This is a genomic window from Streptomyces sp. NPDC048349, assembly GCF_040651925.1.
Classification (GTDB): Bacteria; Actinomycetota; Actinomycetes; order Streptomycetales; family Streptomycetaceae; genus Streptomyces.
This window is the reverse complement of record NZ_JBEZLA010000001.1, coordinates 30,482-48,178: the sequence shown is the minus strand read 5'-3', so window position 1 is coordinate 48,178 and position 17,697 is coordinate 30,482. Positions and strand designations below refer to the sequence as shown.

The 17,697-nt window shown below is 72.7% G+C and carries 15 protein-coding genes, 4 tRNA genes, 1 other RNA gene and 1 pseudogene; 11 read left to right on the top strand and 10 right to left on the bottom strand.

The window, feature by feature from the left end:
• The first annotated feature begins 14 nt into the window (after nt 1-14).
• Both AB0D44_RS00250 and opcA read left to right on the top strand, forming a co-directional pair.
• Nucleotides 15-1,625 carry a helicase HerA-like domain-containing protein gene (locus AB0D44_RS00250; RefSeq protein ID WP_362582147.1) on the top strand — a complete coding sequence of 537 codons (1,611 nt, stop codon included), beginning with the start codon at nt 15-17 and terminating at the stop codon, nt 1,623-1,625.
• A gap of 87 nt (nt 1,626-1,712) precedes the next feature.
• On the top strand, nt 1,713-2,645 hold the full coding sequence (gene opcA, locus AB0D44_RS00245; RefSeq protein ID WP_362582144.1) for a glucose-6-phosphate dehydrogenase assembly protein OpcA: 933 nt from the start codon (nt 1,713-1,715) through the stop codon (nt 2,643-2,645).
• On the opposite strand, the gene AB0D44_RS00240 is transcribed toward opcA, so the two are convergent.
• Both AB0D44_RS00240 and AB0D44_RS00235 read right to left on the bottom strand, forming a co-directional pair.
• The gene (locus AB0D44_RS00240; protein WP_362582141.1) at nt 2,594-3,067 is read right to left on the bottom strand and encodes a cupin domain-containing protein; all 474 of its coding nucleotides are present in this window, start codon (nt 3,065-3,067) and stop codon (nt 2,594-2,596) included. The two genes, opcA and AB0D44_RS00240, sit on opposite strands and share 52 nt — an antisense overlap.
• A gap of 106 nt (nt 3,068-3,173) precedes the next feature.
• Complete coding sequence (locus tag AB0D44_RS00235) at nt 3,174-3,770, bottom strand: HhH-GPD-type base excision DNA repair protein (RefSeq protein WP_362582138.1); 597 nt, start codon at nt 3,768-3,770, stop codon at nt 3,174-3,176.
• A gap of 112 nt (nt 3,771-3,882) precedes the next feature.
• On the opposite strand from AB0D44_RS00235, the gene AB0D44_RS00230 reads away from it, so the two are divergent.
• On the top strand, nt 3,883-4,695 hold the full coding sequence (locus AB0D44_RS00230) for a VOC family protein (RefSeq protein ID WP_362582136.1): 813 nt from the start codon (nt 3,883-3,885) through the stop codon (nt 4,693-4,695).
• Nucleotides 4,696-4,853: 158 nt separating this feature from the next.
• Nucleotides 4,854-5,273 carry a TOBE domain-containing protein gene (locus tag AB0D44_RS00225; protein ID WP_362582134.1) on the top strand — a complete coding sequence of 140 codons (420 nt, stop codon included), beginning with the start codon at nt 4,854-4,856 and terminating at the stop codon, nt 5,271-5,273.
• 117 nt (nt 5,274-5,390) lie between these two features.
• Here AB0D44_RS00225 and AB0D44_RS00220 read toward each other — a convergent pair.
• Nucleotides 5,391-5,478, bottom strand: a tRNA-Ser gene (locus AB0D44_RS00220).
• A 107-nt stretch (nt 5,479-5,585) separates the two neighbouring features.
• Here AB0D44_RS00220 and ffs point away from each other — a divergent pair.
• The 6 genes from ffs to AB0D44_RS00190 all read left to right on the top strand — a co-directional run bounded on the left by ffs (nt 5,586) and on the right by AB0D44_RS00190 (nt 14,073).
• Nucleotides 5,586-5,684: signal recognition particle sRNA small type (gene ffs / locus AB0D44_RS00215), an RNA gene on the top strand.
• A 53-nt stretch (nt 5,685-5,737) separates the two neighbouring features.
• Entirely contained in the window at nt 5,738-7,966 is a 2,229-nt protein-coding gene (locus AB0D44_RS00210) for a DNA polymerase III subunit gamma and tau (RefSeq protein WP_362582131.1), read from the top strand.
• Nucleotides 7,967-8,027: 61 nt separating this feature from the next.
• Nucleotides 8,028-9,281 carry a phosphoribosylamine--glycine ligase gene (gene purD, locus AB0D44_RS00205; protein WP_362582128.1) on the top strand — a complete coding sequence of 418 codons (1,254 nt, stop codon included), beginning with the start codon at nt 8,028-8,030 and terminating at the stop codon, nt 9,279-9,281.
• A 320-nt stretch (nt 9,282-9,601) separates the two neighbouring features.
• Nucleotides 9,602-11,281, top strand: coding sequence for a hypothetical protein (locus AB0D44_RS00200; RefSeq protein ID WP_362582823.1), 1,680 nt, complete (start codon nt 9,602-9,604; stop codon nt 11,279-11,281).
• Between the two features lie 203 nt (nt 11,282-11,484).
• Nucleotides 11,485-12,966, top strand: a complete 1,482-nt coding sequence (locus AB0D44_RS00195; RefSeq protein WP_362582125.1) for a N,N-dimethylformamidase beta subunit family domain-containing protein — start codon at nt 11,485-11,487, stop codon at nt 12,964-12,966.
• A 201-nt stretch (nt 12,967-13,167) separates the two neighbouring features.
• The gene (locus AB0D44_RS00190; RefSeq protein ID WP_362582124.1) at nt 13,168-14,073 is read left to right on the top strand and encodes a phosphoribosylaminoimidazolesuccinocarboxamide synthase; all 906 of its coding nucleotides are present in this window, start codon (nt 13,168-13,170) and stop codon (nt 14,071-14,073) included.
• Nucleotides 14,074-14,131: 58 nt separating this feature from the next.
• Here the strand turns inward: AB0D44_RS00190 and AB0D44_RS00185 are convergent.
• From AB0D44_RS00185 to AB0D44_RS00155, 7 genes and pseudogenes are all read right to left on the bottom strand, one after another.
• A tRNA-Gly gene (locus AB0D44_RS00185) sits at nt 14,132-14,204 on the bottom strand.
• A gap of 22 nt (nt 14,205-14,226) precedes the next feature.
• A complete protein-coding gene (locus AB0D44_RS00180; protein WP_362582121.1) occupies nt 14,227-14,838 on the bottom strand; it encodes a response regulator transcription factor in 612 nt (203 codons plus the stop codon).
• Nucleotides 14,835-16,070 (bottom strand): histidine kinase, encoded by a 1,236-nt coding sequence (locus AB0D44_RS00175; RefSeq protein ID WP_362582118.1) that lies wholly within the window; start codon nt 16,068-16,070, stop codon nt 14,835-14,837. Before AB0D44_RS00175 ends, AB0D44_RS00180 begins: the two co-directional genes overlap by 4 nt.
• Before the next feature lie 19 nt (nt 16,071-16,089).
• A pseudogene (locus tag AB0D44_RS00170) lies at nt 16,090-16,253 on the bottom strand (ABC transporter permease); the annotation flags it as partial.
• Nucleotides 16,254-16,490: 237 nt separating this feature from the next.
• Nucleotides 16,491-16,566 (bottom strand) — tRNA-Gly (locus AB0D44_RS00165).
• A gap of 79 nt (nt 16,567-16,645) precedes the next feature.
• Nucleotides 16,646-16,717: transfer RNA gene (locus AB0D44_RS00160), tRNA-Gly, on the bottom strand.
• A gap of 88 nt (nt 16,718-16,805) precedes the next feature.
• Nucleotides 16,806-17,123, bottom strand: a complete 318-nt coding sequence (locus AB0D44_RS00155; RefSeq protein ID WP_362582116.1) for an Lsr2 family protein — start codon at nt 17,121-17,123, stop codon at nt 16,806-16,808.
• A gap of 326 nt (nt 17,124-17,449) precedes the next feature.
• On the opposite strand from AB0D44_RS00155, the gene purS reads away from it, so the two are divergent.
• Complete coding sequence (gene purS / locus AB0D44_RS00150) at nt 17,450-17,695, top strand: phosphoribosylformylglycinamidine synthase subunit PurS (RefSeq protein WP_356845514.1); 246 nt, start codon at nt 17,450-17,452, stop codon at nt 17,693-17,695.
• Nucleotides 17,696-17,697 lie beyond the last annotated feature (2 nt).

Genomic DNA, 17,697 nt, shown 5'->3' with positions numbered 1-17,697 from the left:
TTCGGGAGTGATGCATGAGCGAGAGCACCGACCCCGCCGTCGGGGCGGACCAGACGGGCCCGGCCGACGAGATCGCTGCCGGATACGCGTTCACCGGACCGGCGCTCGACCTGGGGGCCCTGCTCTGGGACGGCCATTGCCTGCCCGGCCACCAGATCCGCATCCCCCTGCCGATGCTCAACCGGCACGGGCTGGTTGCGGGCGCCACCGGCACCGGCAAGACCAAGACCCTGCAGCTCATCGCCGAGCAGCTGTCGGCCAGCGGGGTCCCGGTCTTCCTCGCGGACGTCAAGGGCGACGTCTCGGGGATCTCGGCGCCGGGCGCGCCGAGCGACAGGGTCGCCGAACGGGCGAAGGACGTGGCCCAGCAGTGGGAGGCGACGGGATGTCCCACCGAGTTCTATGCGCTCGGCGGCATCGGCCCCGGTATCCCGGTCCGCTCGACCGTCACGAGCTTCGGCCCGGTCCTGATGTCGAAAGTGCTCCAGCTCAACCAGACGCAGGAGCAGTCCCTCGGCCTGATCTTCCACTACGCCGACACCAAGGGCCTGGAACTGATCGACCTCAAGGACCTGCGCGCGGTCGTCGCCTTCCTCGTGTCCGACCAGGGAAAGCCGGAGCTCAAGGGCATCGGCGGACTGTCCACGGTGACGGCCGGGGTGATCCTGCGCGCGCTGACCGCCTTCGAGCAGCAGGGCGCCGCGGAGTTCTTCGGCGAGCCGGAGTTCGACACCAGCGAGTTCCTGCGGACGGCGGCGGACGGGCGCGGCGTGGTGTCCGTACTGGAACTCCCGGCGGTCCAGGACAAGCCCCAGCTCTTCTCCACCTTCCTGATGTGGCTGCTGGCCGACCTCTTCCACGACCTGCCGGAGGTCGGAGACCTGGAGAAGCCGCGGCTCGTCTTCTTCTTCGACGAGGCGCACCTGCTCTTCAACGGCGCGTCCAAGGCCTTCCTCGACTCGGTCACCCAGACGGTGCGCCTCATCCGCTCCAAGGGCGTGGGCGTGTTCTTCGTGACGCAGACGCCGAAGGACGTGCCGCGCGACGTGCTCGCCCAGCTCGGCAACCGCGTGCAGCACGCCCTGCGCGCCTTCACCCCCGACGACGCGAAGGCGCTGAAGGCGACGGTGAAGACCTTCCCGCACTCCGACTACGACCTCGAGGAGCTGCTCACCCAGCTGGGGACCGGCGAGGCGGTGGTCACCGTGCTCAGCGAGAACGGCGCCCCGACCCCGGTCGCCGCGACCCGGTTGCGGGCCCCGCAGTCGCTGATGGGGCCGATCGAGCCGACGGCCCTGGACCGGGCGGTGACCTCCTCGCTGCTCTGGTCGCGCTACGCGGAGCCGGTGGACCGCGAGTCGGCGTACGAGAAGATCGGCGCCGAGCAGGCCGCCGCCGAGGCCCGGGCGGAGGCGGCAGCGGCGGCCGCCGAGGCCGAGAAGGAGGCGAAGGAGGCCGAGAAGGAGGCGGCGCGGGCCGCGCGCAGCGCCCCTGCGGCGGAGCGCTCGCTGGCCGAGCAGGTGGTGGGGAGCGGACTGTTCCGCTCGCTGGCCCGGTCGATCGGGACCCAGCTGGGCCGGGAGATCTCGCGCTCGGTCTTCGGGACGGCCCGCAGGCGCCGGTGAGCCGAAACGGCGTCATCCTCCCCCGGTCCACGCGGAATCGAGCGCACCGGGTGACCGGAACCGGTCCGTCGCTGACAGACTCGTGACATGCGGACCGAACTGACCGACACCACGTCCAGCAGGATCAACCGGGCCCTGCTCGCAGCCCGCCGGGCGATAGGAAGCCCCACCACGGGGCTGGTGCTGACCCTCCTCGTCGTCACCGACGAGGAGAACGCCTACGACGCCCTGCGTGCGGCCTCAGAGGCCTCGCGCGAACACCCGTGCCGCATCATCACGGTGATCAAGCGGACCTCGCGGGGCTCGCACAAGCTCCGGGCGAGCCGGCTGGACGCCGAGCTGCGGGTCGGCTCGGACGCCGGTACCGGGGAGACCCTCGTGCTGCGCCTGCACGGGGAGCTGACCGAGCAGGCCGGCTCGGTCGTCCTGCCGCTGCTGGTGCCGGACGCGCCCGTCGTGGCGTGGTGGCCGGCCGACGCCCCCGCCGACGTGGCGGGGGACTCCCTGGGTTCGCTCGCGCAGCGCCGGATCACGGACGCGGCCGCGGCCTTCGACCCGGTCGGCGTGCTCGACGACCGGGCCGCCGCCTACCGGCCGGGGGACACCGACCTGGCCTGGACCCGGCTGACGCCGTGGCGGGCCCTGCTGGCGGCCGCCCTGGACCAGAAGCCGCTGCCGGTGACCGGCGCGGCGGTGGAGAGCGAGCCCGACAACGCGAGCGCCGAGCTGCTGGCGCGCTGGCTGGAGGACCGGCTCGGCGTGCCCGTCGACCGGGTGGCGAGCGCGGGCCCGGTGATCACCAGGGTCAGCCTGCGCACCACGGGCGGCGAGATCCGGGTGGACCGGCCGGCGGGCGCCCTGGCCACCCTGGTCCTGCCCGGGAGCCCGGACCGCAGCGTGGCCCTGAAGATCCGCAGCGGCGCCGAGCTGATCGCCGAGGAGCTGCGCCGCCTCGACGCGGACGTGACCTACGGTTCGGCGCTGCGGCGGCGGCCGCTCCAGGCGGCGCTCTCCGCGTAGTGGTTGTCGTACGTGGCGGAGCTGTCCTTGATGTCCTGCACGGTGGCCTCGCCCGCGTTGACCCGGCCGAGGAGGCGGTAGTAGTCGAAGCGGCCCATGCCGGGGGTGAAGCCGACGAAGACGCCGGCGGTGTGGCCGGCGGCGGGGGCGAAGGCGTGCTTGACGCCGGGCGGGACCGCGATGAAGTCGCCGGCGTCGAGGGTGTGGACCTCGTCCCCGACCAGAATGTCGAGCCGGCCGGACGTGACGTGGAAGAACTCGGTGGCCTTGGTGTGGAAGTGCACCGGGGCGCCGGCCGCGCCCTCGGCGAAGGTGGCCGTGTTGCAGGTGAGTTCGGCGGTGTCCGTGAGCAGCGTGATGAGGCTGCCGGGGGCGTCCTGGATGGTCTCGGCGGTGGCGGCTCGGGTTGCGATCTCGTTCATGCCCCCAAATCTAGGGGCCTGATAGACCGGATTCAGGGGTCAATCCAGCACCTTTCGAGCCGGTCAATCCGCGCCGTTGCGCCGCCCGGGCGGAGCCGCTGCGCCTTCACACGGAGCCCTTCGCGGCCTTGGCCGCGGCCTTCATCTCCTGCTTGTGCGCCCGGACCTTGGCCAGCGACTCCGGGCCCGTGATGTCGGCCGCCGAGCGGTAGACGTTCGCCGGCCCGTAGCCGCCCGCCGCCTCCCGCCAGCCCTGCGGCCGCACGCCGAGCCGCTTCCCCAGCAGGGCGAGGAAGATCTGGGCCTTCTGCTCGCCGAATCCGGGCAGCGCCTTGAGGCGCTCCAGCAGTTCCGCCCCGGTCCCGACGCCCGCCCAGACCGCCTCGGCGTCCCCGTCGTAGTGCTCCACGAGGTAGGCGCACAGCTGCTGGACCCGCTTCGCCATCGACCCGGGGTAGCGGTGGACGGCGGGCTTCTGCGAGAGCAGCGCGACGAAGGCCTCGGGCTCGTACGCGGCGATGGCGTGCGCGTCGAGGTCGTCGGAGCCGAGCCGCTGGGCGATCGTCCAGGGCCCCGAGAACGCCCACTCCATCGGCACCTGCTGGTCGAGCAGCATCCCGACCAGTGCGGCGAGCGGGCTGCGGGAGAGCAGCGCGTCGGCCTCCGGCTGCTGCGCCAGCCGGATGGTGATGTCCTTGTCCATGGCTCCAGCCTCCCGCGCGGGCGCGCTCCCCGCGCGGTCGGCGCACCGCGCGCCTAGCGTGGGTACGACGACAGCCACGCCTACGAGCACGAGTCCGAGGAGTCGATCGACCATGGGTGAGTTCACCGAAGGCGCGCCGTGCTGGGTGGACGCGATGTTCGCCGACGTGGAGGCCGCCAAGACCTTCTACGGCGACGTTCTGGGCTGGACCTTCGGCGAGTCCAGCAGCGAGTACGGCAATTACACGCAGGCCTACTCGGACGGCCAGGCCGTCGCGGCCGTGGTGCCCCCGATGCCCGGGGCGGACGCCCCCTCGCAGTGGTGCCTGTACCTCCACTCGCCCGACGTGGCGGCCACGGCCGACAAGGTCACCTCGAACGGCGGCGAGGTGCTGATGGGGCCGATGCAGGTCGGCGACTTCGGCTCGATGCTGATCGCCAAGGAGCCGAGCGGCGCGGTCTTCGGCGTCTGGCAGCCCGGCGAGCACAAGGGCTTCGAGAAGATGGGTGCGGCCGGTGCCTACGCCTGGGCGGAGGTCTTCACCCGTGAGCCCGCCAAGGCGGACTCCTTCCTGCCGAAGGTCTTCCCGTACAGCGCCCAGCAGATGGACGCGGGGGACGCCCCGGACGCGGCCGGCATGGACTTCAAGGTCTTCTGCGTGGGCGGCCCCGAGAACCCGGTGCTGGGCCGGATGAAGATGGGCGACGAGTTCCCGCCGGAGATCCCCTCCTACATCCAGGTCTACTTCGGCGTCCCGAACTGCGACGAGGCGGTCGAGAAGGCGAAGAAGCACGGCGGGAAGCTGCACTTCGGCCCGATGGACAGCCCGTTCGGGCGCTTCGCCGCGGTGACGGACCAGCAGGGCGCGGCCTTCGCGGTGATCGACATGACGACGACGGTCGGCGAGATGCCGAAGTTCGGCTGAGCCGACCACCCCGTCGCGGGGCCGATCGGATGACGCCCTCGCTGCGCCCTCCGGCGGACGCGCGGTCCCCACGGGGCCGCGGCGCGAGGGCACGTACGGTCGGCCCGCGCGGCTCGTCCCCTGCCGCGCGGGACGCCTACGAAGGAGGTCTGCACACCATGAGCCTGAGCATCCGCAACCAGTTCGCCGGCACCGTCACCGCCGTCACCACCGGTGAGGCCATGGCCGTGGTCAAGGTCCGGCTGGACGGTGGCCCGGAGATCACCGCCGCCATCACCGCCGACGCCGTCAAGGACCTCGGCATCGGGACGGGATCCGCGGTCACGGCGCTGGTCAAGGCCACCGAGGTGGCACTCGCCACCGGGCCCGTCGAGGGGCTGTCCATCCGCAACCGGATCGCCGGCACGGTCGCCGAGGTCGCCGCCGGGCCCGCCATGGCCTGCGTCAAGGTGGACGTGGACGGCGGCGGGCTGACCGCCGCGATCACCGCCGACGCCGTCGACGCGCTCGGCCTGGCGGCCGGCTCCTCCGTCGTCGCGCTGATCAAGGCCACCGAGATCTCACTGCGGACCGCCTGATCCCCCACCCGCCCCCGCCGAGGGCCGGGACAGAGCCCGGGACCGGGACCGTGCTCGGGAACGCAGAAGGCCCCGGCCGGTTTCCCGGTCGGGGCCTTCAAGTGCCCGGTGAGGCACTGGCGGAGGATACGAGATTCGAACTCGTGAGGGGTTGCCCCCAACACGCTTTCCAAGCGTGCGCCCTAGGCCACTAGGCGAATCCTCCGCCGCAAACAATACAAGACGTTGAGGGGTGCTCGCGAACGTGATCGTTCGCGGGGAGCGCGGGAGGGGGCGGGCTCGATTCCGGGGGCTTCCATCCGCTAGGGTGGGGTCAGCCCCTCACGTGGCGCTATCTCACCCAACTCCCCCAGGGCCGGAAGGCAGCAAGGGTAAGTGGGCTCTGGCGGGTGCGTGGGGGGCGCTTTGCGTTCCGGGGGCCGTGTGGGCCGCCGTTGTCGGTGGGCCCGGATAACCTCGTAGACGTGTCGTCCCTTGCGCTGTACCGCCGCTATCGCCCCGAGACGTTCGCCGAGGTCATCGGACAGGAGCATGTCACTGTCCCGCTGATGCAGGCGCTGCGGAACAACCGGGTCAATCACGCGTACCTGTTCAGCGGGCCGCGCGGCTGCGGAAAGACGACCAGCGCGCGCATCCTCGCCCGCTGCCTGAACTGTGAGCAGGGTCCCACCCCCACCCCGTGCGGGGAGTGCCAGTCCTGCCGTGACCTGGCCAGGAACGGGCCGGGGTCCATCGACGTCATCGAGATCGACGCCGCCTCGCACGGTGGTGTGGACGACGCCCGCGACCTGCGAGAGAAGGCCTTCTTCGGGCCCGCGTCCAGCCGGTACAAGATCTACATCATCGACGAGGCCCACATGGTCACCTCGGCGGGCTTCAACGCGCTGCTGAAGGTCGTCGAGGAACCGCCGGAGCACCTGAAGTTCATCTTCGCCACCACCGAGCCCGAGAAGGTCATCGGGACGATCCGGTCCAGGACGCACCACTATCCCTTCCGGCTGGTTCCGCCGGGGACCCTGCGCGAGTACCTCGGCGAGGTCTGCGGCCGCGAGGGCGCCAAGGTCGAGGACGGCGTGCTGCCGCTCGTCGTGCGGGCCGGCGCCGGTTCCGTGCGTGACTCGATGTCCGTCATGGACCAGCTGCTCGCCGGCGCCGCCGACGACGGTGTGACGTATGCCATGGCCACATCCCTCCTCGGCTACACCGACGGCTCGCTCCTCGACTCCGTCGTGGATGCCTTCGCCGCCGGGGACGGGGCCGCGGCGTTCGAGGTCGTCGACCGCGTCGTCGAGGGCGGGAACGACCCGCGCCGGTTCGTCGCCGACCTGCTCGAGCGGCTGCGCGACCTGGTGATCCTGGCCGCCGTGCCCGACGCCGGGGAGAAGGGGCTGATCGACGCTCCCGCCGATGTCGTGGAGCGGATGACGGCCCAGGCGTCCGTGTTCGGGGCCGCCGAGCTGTCGCGGGCCGCCGATCTCGTCAACACCGGCCTCACCGAGATGCGCGGCGCGACCTCGCCGCGGCTCCAGCTGGAGCTGATCTGCGCCCGCGTGCTGCTGCCCGCCGCCTTCGACGACGAGCGGTCCTTCCAGGCCCGGCTCGACCGGCTGGAGCGCAGCGGGGCGGCCGCCTTCGCCGCCGGGCCGGGCGCCGCCGCGGTGCCGCCCGCCATGGGCTACGTGCCCGGGCCCGAGGCGCACGGCATGGCGCCCGCCGGTCAGGGGGGTGGTGCCGCCGCCGCGCGGGCCGCAGCCGTTCAGGCCCCCGCTCCGGTCGGGGCGCCCGAGCCGGTACGGGCTCCGGTGCAGCCGGAGGCGCCGGTTCAGGCCGCGCCGCCCGCCGCGCCGCCCGCCGCCGCGCCGACGGCGCCCGCCCCGGCCGCACCCGCGCCCGGGGCGTGGCCCGGAGCGGCGCAGCCCGGCAGCGGCGCCCCCGGCGCACGGCCGGCGGCCGCCGCCCCCGGAGCCTGGCCCAGCGCGGCCGCCCCCGGCCAGGGGCTTCCCGCCGCCACCCCCGCCCCCGCCGCGGCCCCCCAGGCCCAGGCCCACGCCCCGGCTCCGGGCGCAGCCGCCACCCCCGCTCCGTCGCCCGGTATGGCCGCCGGCGCCGTGCAGGTCCAGGCGATGTGGCCGGGCGTCCTCGAGGCCGTCAAGAACCGCCGCCGCTTCACCTGGATCCTGCTCAGCCAGAACGCCCAGGTCACCGGCTTCGACGGAACGACGCTCCAGCTCGGCTTCCCCAACGCCGGAGCCCGCGACAACTTCGCGAGCAGCGGCAGCGAGGACGTGCTCAAGGCGGTCCTGGCCGAGCAGTTCCAGGTGAACTGGAAGATCGACGCCGTGGTGGGCGGTGGATCCCCGGGCCCGGGCCCGGCCTCGTCCTCGCCCTCGTACGGCGCCCCGGCGGCCCCGGCTCCCGCCCCGGCCCACAGCCCGCCGCCCCCGCCCCAGGCGTCGGCCCCTTCCGCGCCCGCCCCGCAGTACCAGCAGCCGCAGCAGCCCCAGCAGCACCAGCACCAGCACTCGGCCCCGGCCCCGCAGCCGCCCGTATCGCAGGCGCCCCCGCCGGTCGCCCCCGAGGACGACGTCCCCGAGGAGGACGATCCCGACCTCGTCGAGAGCGCACTGACCGGACACGACCTGATCGTGCGCGAGCTCGGAGCCACTGTTCTGGAGGAATACACGAATGAGTAGCACCGCCTGATTGGGGTGGCCGCACGAAGCCGGCTCCGCCGTCCGGGCTAGGCTGAGCAGCGTGAAGGTCCTCGTCATCGGCGGCGGCGCCCGCGAACACGCCCTGTGCCGCTCTCTGTCCCTCGACCCCGACGTCTCCGCGCTGTACTGCGCTCCCGGCAACGCCGGCATCGCCGAGGTGGCCGAGCTCCGCCCGGTCGACGCCCTCGACGGTGATGCCGTCACCGCTCTGGCGACCGAACTCGGCGCCGGCTTGGTCGTCGTGGGCCCGGAGGCCCCGCTGGTCGCCGGAGTCGCCGACGCCGTGCGCGCCGCCGGCATCCCCGTCTTCGGCCCGTCCGGCGAGGCGGCGCAGCTGGAGGGCTCCAAGGCCTTCGCCAAGGACGTGATGGCCGCGGCCGGGGTCCCGACGGCGCGCAGCTACGTGTGCACCACCCCGGAAGAGGTGGACGCGGCCCTCGACGCCTTCGGCGCCCCGTACGTCGTCAAGGACGACGGCCTCGCCGCCGGCAAGGGCGTCGTGGTCACCGAGGACCTCGCCGCCGCCCGCGCCCACGCGCTCGGCTGCGACCGCGTGGTCATCGAGGAGTACCTCGACGGCCCCGAGGTGTCCCTCTTCGCCATCACCGACGGCGTCACCGTCCTCCCGCTCCAGCCCGCCCAGGACTTCAAGCGGGCGCTCGACGGCGACGAGGGCCCCAACACCGGCGGCATGGGCGCGTACTCCCCGCTGCCCTGGGCCGACCCCAAGCTGGTCGACGAGGTCATGGAGCTGGTCCTCCAGCCGACCGTCGACGAGCTCCGCCACCGCGGAACCCCCTTTTCCGGACTGCTGTACGCCGGCCTGGCCATCACCGGCCGCGGCACCCGGGTCATCGAATTCAATGCGCGCTTCGGCGACCCCGAGACCCAGGTGGTCCTGGCCCGGCTGCGCACCCCGCTGGCGGGCGTGCTGCTGAACGCAGCCAACGGCACCCTGGACGCCCAGCCGGCGCTCCGCTGGAGCGAGGACGCGGCCGTCACGGTGGTCATCGCCTCGCACAACTACCCCGAGACCCCGCGCACCGGCGACGTCATCGAGGGCCTGGACGAGGTGGCCGCCGAGGACGCCCCCGACGCTTACGTGCTGCACGCCGGGACCCGGCGCGAGGGCGACGCGGTGGTCAGCGCGGGCGGCCGCGTGCTCTCGGTGACGGCGACCGGTTCCGATCTGGCGCAGGCCCGCGAGAAGGCGTATAAGGCGGTCGCGCGGATCCGGCTCGACGGCTCGCAGCACCGCACGGACATCGCGGCCAAGGCGGCCGCCCGCCCCTGAGCTGCGGCAGACCCACCCTGCGGGCCCGGTGTGCACGACGTGCGCCCGGGCCCGCAGGCGCGTTCGCGTGCGAGTGCATCCGGCCGCGTTCGAACGCACCCACCTTTACCCAAAGCCATTCCATCGGGTGATCGTCCCCCGGTCTGCCTGACGCCCGGGCGCGCCCCAACTAGGGTGCGGCGCAAGCATTCCGGCTCTCATTCCGGCACTTGGCCCACCGGCATTGCGATGTCAGTGGCGGGTGTCACAGTGGGGGAGTGAGCAAAGCCGCCGCAGGGCAGAGGGGGTGAGGTCCGGCCGTGTCCGGAACCGGTTCGATCATGGAAGTGGGCGTGCCGTCCGCGCGTTTCCGCGCCTTGGCCGTGCTGCGCGTCCGCAGCAGGGCCCTGGCCGTCGGGCTGCTGCCCGCCGCCCTCGCGGTGGTGCTGGTGGCCGCCCGGATGACGGGCCGGCTGGCCGGTGACCCCTGGCCCGCGGTGACCCTCGTCGTCTGTGCGGTGGCCGCGCTGGTGCTGCTCGTCGGCGGGATCTTCGCCGCCGTGGTGCTGCGGGCGAGCCCGGCCGTGACGCCGACGGTGCCGCTGTCCGAGGCCGCCGCCCCCGATCTCTACCGGCTGGTGCGCGACCTGGCCGACCGCATGGACGTGCCGGCGCCCTCGGCGATAGCGCTGACGCCGGACTGTGACAGCTGGCTGGAGGACCGCACCCACGCGGCCCACCGCCGCGGCGGCATATCCGCCGGCCCGGAGTCCGAGCCCGGCGCCGCCCCCGTGCTGGTGATCGGCTCGCCGTTCCTCTGGTGGATGCGGGTCGCCGAGCTGCGCGCCGTCCTCGCCCCGGTCGTCGCCGGCACGGGACCTTCGGCGCACCCGGACATAGCCGATGCGCGCGGGTTCGTACGGGGCCTGGACGCCGCCGTGGACGTGGGCGGCCGCAGAGGCCTCGGCTGGATCGCCGGGCCCGCCCGGCTGCTGCTGCGGCTGTGCCGGGTGGATGCCGCCGAGATGGAGCGCGGGGTGGCCGCGGCCGCCTCCGAGCGTGCACAGGGTGTGGACTACGGGCTGCGCATCGTCGCCCAGGAGCAGGTCGGCCTCGCCTATGCGGGCTGGGACCGGCTGCTGACCCGGGTCGCGCTGCCCGCCTGGCGGATGGGCCGCTGGCCGGCGCACCTCGACGCCGGGGTGGTCTCCGCGCTGACCGAGCTGTCCCGCCGGGACCGGCTGGCCGACGGGTTCACCTCGCGGCTCGGCGAGCGCCCGGCCTGCGACCTGCTGGAGCAGCCCGGCGCGGTCGACGAGGCGGCTTCGCTGCTGGCCGCACGGCTCTTCCACGGCGGTCCGGCCGAGACCGGGCCGGAGTGGTCCCCGGTGGACTGGGCGGCCTATCCGGAAGAGGTCGTGGACCGCACATGGCGTACCGAGGCGGCCCGCCTGCACACGGCGCTGGACGCCCTGACCGCCCCGGCCGTCCCGCCCGCCCCCGCGGCCGCCGTCGTCCCGCCCGCCACCGCCCCGGCCCCCGCCACCGCCACCGCCTCCGCCCCCGCCGCCGTGGACGGCTTCGCCGGTCCCACGCTGGAGCGGGTGCTGGGCTTCCTCACCGATCCCGCCGGCGCGGGCACGGCCGGAGAGGCGCTGGCCGGACGGCTCAGCGGCGACCTGGCCCGCGAGGAGCGCGCCGCCGGCGCCGCGTCGCCCTCGGCCGGGAAGGCGCGCGGCGCGGACGCCGTACCGCTGTTCCCGCTCCAGCCGCCGCGCAGCAGCCGGGACCTGCTGGCCGACCACGTGACGGCGATGGTGTGCTGTGCGGCGGTCGACTCCGCGGGTGCCGCCCCCGGCCTGGACTGGCTCGACGGCCCGGTCCTCCTCGTCGGCGGCGACCGCCGCTGCGACCTCGCGCCCCGCGTCCTGTCCCTGGTCGAGGACGGTGACCCGGAGCCCCTGCGCGACTGGCTCGCGGACCTCGGCGTCCGCCCCGAGAAGCCCGTCCGCCTCGTCTGACCACGCCCGACCCGGGCCCCAGCCGGCGTCCCTCTCTGCTCCGACGCCTTCCCCGACGGGCTACCGGTCGCACGCATCACCGGATTCCTATGTTCCGGTCACGTCAATTCGCGACGAACGGTGACGGAGTGCGTGCGTTATGTGATGTGCTGGGACCGGCTCGATTGCATGCCCGTTCGGGGGAGCGAGGGAGGGGAGCGGTTATGGGTGCGGACCAGATCCGGCGTTGGGAGTCAGGTGCGCTGGCGCACGCGGTGACCGACCCCTTCGGACAGGGGCCCCTGCCCTGGTTCCGGGGCAGTGAGCTCTACTTCGACGACACCGGCCAGGTCGTCCCCTGGTACGTGGACCCGGCGCTGGCCCCGGGCCAGATCCCGCGCGCCCGCGGCGGCACCGGCGGCCCCCGCACCGCCGACGACGTGCACCGCCAGATCAAGGGCTTCGCCTCGACCGGCGCCGTGGCCCCCGGCGAGGCCATCGACTTCCACATCACGGTCGACCCGCCGCAGCAGTTCTCCGTCGACGTCTACCGCATCGGGCACTACGCGGGCGACGGCGCCTCCAAGATCACCACCAGCCCCCGGCTGTCCGGCATCGTCCAGCCGGCCCCCCTCACCGCCGACCGGACCGTCTCCTGCCACCACTGGTGGCTGTCCTGGCGCCTCCAGGTCCCGTCGTACTGGAGCATCGGCGCGTACGTGGCCGTCCTCACCACCGCCGACGGCTACCGCTCCCACATCCCCTTCACGGTCCGCGACGACCACCCCGCCGACCTGCTGCTCCTGCTCCCCGACATCACCTGGCAGGCCTACAACCTCTACCCGGAGGACGGCCGCACCGGCGCCAGCCTCTACCACGCCTGGGACGAGGACGGCCGACTGCTCGGCGAGCAGGACGCGGCCCACACGGTCTCCTTCGACCGCCCCTACGCGGGCGCCGGCCTGCCCCTGCACGTCGGCCACGCCTACGACTTCATCCGCTGGGCCGAGCGCTACGGCTACGACCTCGCCTACGCCGACACCCGCGACCTGCACGCCGGCCGCGTCGACCCCACCCGCTACCGCGGCCTGGTCTTCCCCGGCCACGACGAGTACTGGTCCGCGCCCATGCGCCGGACGGTCGAGCGCGCCCGCGACCACGGAACCTCCCTCGTCTTCCTCTCCGCCAACACGATGTACTGGCAGGTCGAGCTCGGACCCTCCCCCTCCGGGGTCGAGGACCGGCTCCTGACCTGCCGAAAACGCCGCGGCCCGGGCCGCCCCAGCCTCTGGCGCGAGGTCGACCGCCCGGAGCAGCAGCTGCTCGGCATCCAGTACGCGGGACGGGTCCCCGAGCCCGCGCCGCTGATCGTGCGCAACGCCACGCACTGGCTCTGGGACTCCACCGGCGCCGGGGAGAACGACGAGCTGCCCGGCCTGGTCGCGGGCGAGGCCGACCGCTATTTCCCGCGCACCCAGCTCCCCGCGCACCAGGACCGGATCCTGCTCGCGCACTCCCCGTACCTCGACAGCGAGAACCACCGCCGCCACCAGGAGACCTCGCTCTACCGGGCGCCCAGCGGCGCCCTGGTCTTCGCGTCCGGCACCTTCGCCTGGTCCCCGGCGCTCGACCGCCCCGGCCACGTCGACGAGCGCGTGCAGCGCGCCACCGCCAATCTCCTCGACCGGATCTGCAAGAGGGACTGAGATCCGGCCGGGGCCCCGGCAAGAGCCCACGGGGATCCCCGCGGCGCCCCGGCCAGAGTCCACCGGGATCCCCGGCCAGAGCCCCACCGGAGACCCAGGCGAGAGCCCACCGGGAACCCCGCATGACACCCCGCCGACCCGGGCACCCGACCGCGTACGGGAGAATGGGTTTGCGCTTGTACAGACCCACAGGGAGACCCCGTGTCCGGATTCGTCGAAAAGCCCGAGCCGGTCGAGGTTCCGGGCCTCGTCCACCTCCACACCGGCAAGGTCCGCGACCTCTACCGCGACGAGGACGACCGCCTCGTCATGGTCGCCAGCGACCGCATGTCCGCCTTCGACTGGGTGCTGCCCACCGAGATCCCGGACAAGGGCCGCGTCCTGACGCAGCTGTCCCTGTGGTGGTTCGACCAGCTCGCCGACCTCGTCCCGAACCACGTCATCTCCACCGACCTGCCCGCCGGTGCCCCCGCCGACTGGGCCGGCCGCACGCTGGTCTGCCGCAACCTCGACATGGTCCCCGTCGAGTGCGTGGCCCGCGGCTACCTCACCGGCTCCGGCCTGGCCGAGTACAAGCAGACGCGTACGGTCTGCGGGCTGGCCCTCCCCGAAGGCCTCGTCGACGGCTCCGAGCTGCCCGCCCCGATCTTCACCCCGGCCGCCAAGGCCGCCGTCGGCGAGCACGACGAGAACGTCTCGTACGAGGAGGTCGCGCGCACCGAGGGAGCCGAGACGGCGGCCCTGCTGCGCCAGACGACCCTCGCCGTCTACAGCCGCGCCCGGGACATCGCCCGCGAGCGCGGGATCATCCTGGCGGACACCAAGTTCGAATTCGGCTTCGACCCGAAGGACGGCACGCTGATCGCCGCCGACGAGGTGCTGACCCCGGACTCCTCGCGCTTCTGGCCGGCCGACCTGTGGGAGCCGGGCCGTGCACAGCCCTCCTTCGACAAACAGTACGTCCGCGACTGGCTGAACTCCCCGGCCTCCGGCTGGGACCCGAAGGGTGAACTCCCGCCGCCTGCCCTTCCGCAGGAGGTCGTCGAGCGGACCCGCGCCAAGTACGTCGAGGCCTACGAGCGGCTCACCGGCCTGACCTGGTCGTAAGAGGCCGCACGACAACGAAGAAGCCCCCGGTCGAGGACCGGGGGCTTCTTGCGTACAGAGCGGACAACGAGACTCGAACTCGCGACATCCACCTTGGCAAGGTGGTGCTCTACCAACTGAGCTATGTCCGCATGCGCCGTAGCGCGGGACCTACTATACCCAACCTCGCTCCCGTGCGAGACGCACTGCCGTGTGCCGGTTCTCGGCCCCCAGCTTCGTCGCCGCCGAGGACAGGTAGTTCCGTACGGTCCCCTGTGACAGCCTGGCCCGCTCCGCGATCTCCGCCACCGGCGCCCCGTCCGCCGCGAACTCCAGCACCTCCGCCTCACGGGCGGTCAGCGGCGAGTCCCCCGCGCTGATCGCGTCGGCCGCCAACTCCGGGTCCACATAACGGCCTCCGGCGTGCACGGTCCGGATCAGCTCGGCCAGCCGCTGCGCCGAGACGGTCTTCGGCGCGAAGGCCCGCACCCCTGCCGCCAGGGCCCGCTTCAGGTGGCCGGGACGGCCGTGACTGGTCACGATCATGGTCTTGCAGTCGGGGAGTTCGGCCCGCAGCGATGTGGCCACGCTCACACCGTCCGCTCCCGGCATCTGCAGGTCCAGCACGGCCACGTCCGGCCGGTGCGCCCGCGCCATGGCCAGCGCCTCGGGCCCCGAGGCCGCCTCGGCGACGACCAGCAGGTCGTCCTCCAGCGCCAGCAGGGCGGCCAGCGCCCCGCGGATCAGATGCTCGTCGTCGGCGAGCAGTACGCGTACGGGGCTCACGCCCGCACCTCCAGTCCTTGCACGTGTGCATTCGGGATCTCGGCGCACAGCCGGAAGCGGCCGCCGGCCACCGGCCCGGCCTGCAGGGTCCCGTCCAGGACCGCGAGCCGTTCCCGCAGCCCGGCCAGCCCCGAACCCGGCGGCCCGGCGGGCGACCCGGGCGCCCCGTCGTTCTCCACCACCAGCGTCACCGCACCTTCCTCCGGCGCCGTCAGCCGTATCACGCAGCTCTGCGCGTCCCCGTGCCGCAGGACGTTCGTGGTCGCCTCGCGCACCACCCAGCCGAGCGCCGACTGCACCTCGGAGGGCAGCGCCCGGCCGGCCTCGACATCGACCCGGCAGTCCATGCCGGCCGCGCTCAGCACCCCGCGCGCACCCTCCAGCTCCACCGCGAGATCCGCCTCCCGGTAGCCGCGCACGACGTCCCGCACCTCTCGCTGGGACTCCTGGGCGATCCGCTGCACCTCGATCATCTGGTCCACCGCCTCCGGGCGTTCCCGCCGCGCCAGCTGGACCGCCAGCTCGCTCTTGAGCGCGATCACCGCCAGATTGCGCCCCATCACGTCGTGCAGGTCCCGGCCGAAGCGCAGCCGCTCCTCGGCGACCGCCAGCCTCGACTGGGCCTCGCGGGAGCGGTCCAGCTCCCAGACGGTCTTGAGCAGCCAGATCGTGAATCCGCAGGCCAGCGAGAAGAAGAAGCCGGAGATCAGCACGCCGACCACGTAGCCGACCGCCTCGCCGGCCGACAGACCGAGCGCGAGCACCACCAGTCCCGTGCCGCCCGCGAAGGCCGGGCTCACGTACCGCATCTGCCGCACCGAGGCCAGGCACATCACCAGGGCCCCGCTCCCGAAGCCGACCACCCCGCCGACCAGTTGGGGGGCCACCGCCGGCTCCGAGAGCGCCCCCGAGGCGCGCAGGGCGAGCACCGTCACCGTGAAGGCGGCCGTCACCGCGGCGATGGTGACCGTGAGCCGGGCCGGACGCTCGCGGCGCCCGACGGCCCAGTCCATCGCCCGCGAGTACACCACCCCGCACAGCACCGAGTGCCCGCACACCAGCAGGAACAGGGCCAGCGCCACCTCGGGCCGCGCGGCCGCCTCGACGGCCACCGGCAGCACCCCGAACGAGAAGATCTCGATGAGGATGAAGAGATGGCACGACCAGCGGCAGTACAACTCCACCTTCGCCGCACTGCTGCGGTTCTTCCACCACCCGGTCAGCTTCGACACGGTCCCGTCCCCCGGCTCTCTAGCGGCGCGGTTCCCAGCGGAACCACTTCTGCACAGCAAACATGGTGATCATGACCCGGGCCAGTGTGGTGAGCGCACCCCCGACAGGTCGTAGGGCTGCGCGCCGCCGCTCCAGCCGGCCCGCACCAGGGTCATCACCCCGCTGAGCGGCAGCAGTTCACAGGGCGGACCGTCGCGGGCCACGCAGAGGGAGACCCCCCCGTACGGCTTCGAAGCCGCCGGCGTACCCGCGGCGCAGCCCCTCGACGGGGATCACGGTGTCAGTCATGACCCCAGCCTCGCGGCGCGGCGGCGGACGGGTCAGTGCGCGCTGTCATGGCCGGTGATGACATTTGTCAGGACCGGGGGCGAGGAATCACGAAGAAGGCCCCGGTCGTAATGACCGGGGCCTTCTCCTTATGGAGCGGACGACGCGACTCGAACGCGCGACATCCACCTTGGCAAGGTGGTGCTCTACCAACTGAGCTACGTCCGCAGGTTTACTGCGTGCACTGCGCGAGCAATGCGTGCATCACTCTACCTGATCCACGGTGGTGGTCGGTAAACCGATGCAGAGCGGGTGACAGGGATCGCACACTGCGCCTTCCTCCTGGAAGGAGGATGTTCTGCTACTGAACTACACCCGCACGACCTTCGAGGCTCTGACCTGCGGTCTGGCCCCTCGGCGTGATCCACACACTAGCCGACGGAGGGGGGTGGATGGCAAATCGGCCCTCAGTGGGCGGCGTTGTAGGCCTCGTAGATCTTCTTGGGGATGCGGCCGCGGGGCGGCACCTCGTACTGGTGGGACCGGGCCCAGGCCCGGACGACCGCCGGGTCGGGTGCGACGGACGTGTGCTTGAAGGTCTTCCCCGACCGCGACTGGCGGCGTCCGGCGGCCACGAAGGGCTCGAGGCTCTTCCGCAGTTTCTTTGCGTTGGCCACATTGAGGTCGATCTCGTACGACTTTCCGTCCAGAGCGAACACGACCGTTTCCGCCGCTTCTCCGCCATCGATGTCATCGGAGAGCGTGACTACTACGCGCTGCGCCACGGATATCGGTCCCTTCGTGCGACCTCGCTCCCTGCTGACGTGGGGCGATGCCGACTGTGTGGATGTTTCGGGGCAATGCATGATTCAACCGGAATCCCGGGTGATTCCTTTGTACCCCGATTCCCATTGCATTGCGAAGCCCAGTTAATTCTCCCCGCGTGTCCCGCCGCAATGCCGGGCACGTGGTTTTCCGGCGGATTTTGCGAAGCGTTGGTGAAGCCGAAACGGCCTGGTGATCATGCCCCCGGGATATCTACCCGCGTAGAAATTTCGGCCGGGTACGCTGAGGGAACCGCCTTCGCACCAACCACACACGGGAGTGCCCGATGGCACGCGTCGTAGTCGACGTCATGCTCAAGCCGGAGATCCTCGACCCCCAGGGCCAGGCGGTGCAGCGTGCACTGCCGCGCCTGGGCTTCGAGGGAATCGCGGACGTCCGCCAGGGGAAGCGTTTCGAGCTCGAGGTGGAGGGACCGGTCGACCAGACCGCCCTCGACCGCATCCACAAGATGGCCGAGACCTTCCTCGCCAACACCGTCATCGAAGACTTCACCGTGAAGGTCGAGGCCTGACG